Source organism: Zhenpiania hominis (assembly GCF_014333425.1).
Lineage (GTDB): Bacteria > Bacillota > Clostridia > Peptostreptococcales > Anaerovoracaceae > Hominibacterium > Hominibacterium hominis.
Window position 1 is genome coordinate 1 of the sequence record NZ_JACRYT010000055.1, and the last position, 1,605, is coordinate 1,605.

The window sequence follows — 1,605 nt, forward strand, 5'->3', positions numbered from 1 at the left end:
GTAAACGGTAAATAGCCCGTGCCATGAAAACATAAAAAATGCTCACTTGAATGTGAGCCATCTAAAGATGACAATCGCCGCCAGGTTCATGACTTGGCAGCGTTGATATTACTTGGATTTAGTTTTCTTCTTTTTTCTGCATTCTGCAGGCAGCTGCTTTGACCACGGCAGTAGTGAGTTGAGGAAATTGAGATCTGTATCATCCATGTGCTTTGGAATCTCTGTAAGCAGGTGTTTGAAGTAATTGTAGATATTCAGGTCGTTTGCTTTAGCAGTTTCTACTATGCTGTACAGGATAGCACTGGCCTTGGCTCCATGAACTGTATCGATCAGCTTCCAGTTTTTCTTTCCAACACAAAACGGCCTGATTGACTGTTCGGCCAGGTTGTTATCAAGCGGTATCTGCGGATCATCAAGGAATACCCTCAGGTATTTTTCCTGATTGATGCAGTATTTGATACCATCTGCTGTTTCAGATGAAGGTGGCACTCGATCGATACTGTTTCTGCACCATTCAAAGAAAGTATCGACTAAAGGCTTCACCAAAGTCTTTCTTCGTTTCTTCCGCTCGGATGGCGGCAGTTTCAAAAGCCGGTTATCTGTATGATAGATATTCTGAATCTGGACGAATGCTTCCGCAGCAACTGTCCCGGCAGCTTTTTCTTCGCCAAGACTCCTGTAAACTTGTGCAAATGGTCTTCTTGCATGTGCCCAGCAGCCGGCAACTTTGAAATTAGTATCTTCACGGTTTTCGAGAGTATGATAGACCTGATATCCATCACATACCAGCTTGCCGTCAAAATCGGAAAGAAATTCTTGTGGTGCATCAGCTTTCCGGCTCTTCTGATAATCATAGAGGACTAACTGATTTGTTTTGCACATAGACCCGCTTCTGTACACCCACATGTAATTCTTGTGCATACCTTCACGTCCATCTTTAGTGACCATAACCGGTGTTTCATCTGCATGGATAACCGGACTTTTTAAGAGTTCTTCTTTCATGCGGTCATACACCAGTGAAATATACCGTTCAGCACTTGTGATCACCCAGTTCGCCATTGTCTGCCTTGAAATATTCACATCATTTCTGGCGAATTCCTGTTCCTGTCTGTACAAAGGAACTGCGTTAGTGTATTTGCCATGGATTACTGCCGATACAATAGATGGTGTAGCGATACTTCCGTTCAGCATTTCTTTTGGATGCTCAGCCTTTACGATTTTTCCATTCTTGCCTTTGTAGACTGCGATATGGTGTTCGTGTACTTCGAATACCGCAGGAATCCGTTCCAGATTTTTGTACACCTCGTCAGGAAGTCTTTTGTATCCTTGCGGGAAGTGTTCCGCCAGTGCGTCTTCCGAAAGTGTGTGTTCGATGATTTTGGTATCGAAATCCATCAGGTCTTCATCGAGTTTTCCTTTACGCTTGCGTCTTTTGTGTGCAGGAACTACCACTTCGTCCATAGAAGGTTCTATGGATAACTGTCCATCAATCAGACTTTCTGCCTCGTTTCATATCTCAGAAAAGAAGCTAAGCTGGTCTTCGTCTATCTGGAGTTTCTCACTCTTTTTACCGAAAGTTCTGGTATTCATAAGAGCGATCTGCTC

Annotated in this window: 2 protein-coding genes; both read right to left on the bottom strand. The window is 43.6% G+C overall.

Going from position 1 to position 1,605, the window contains the following annotated elements; genetic code table 11:
* Window positions 1-108 precede the first annotated feature (108 nt).
* A complete protein-coding gene (gene tnpC, locus H9L42_RS16650; protein WP_187304517.1) occupies window positions 109-1,461 on the bottom strand; it encodes an IS66 family transposase in 1,353 nt (450 codons plus the stop codon).
* Window positions 1,462-1,509: 48 nt separating this feature from the next.
* A complete protein-coding gene (locus H9L42_RS17395) occupies window positions 1,510-1,599 on the bottom strand; it encodes an IS66 family transposase (RefSeq protein ID WP_417891435.1) in 90 nt (29 codons plus the stop codon).
* Window positions 1,600-1,605: the final 6 nt, after the last annotated feature.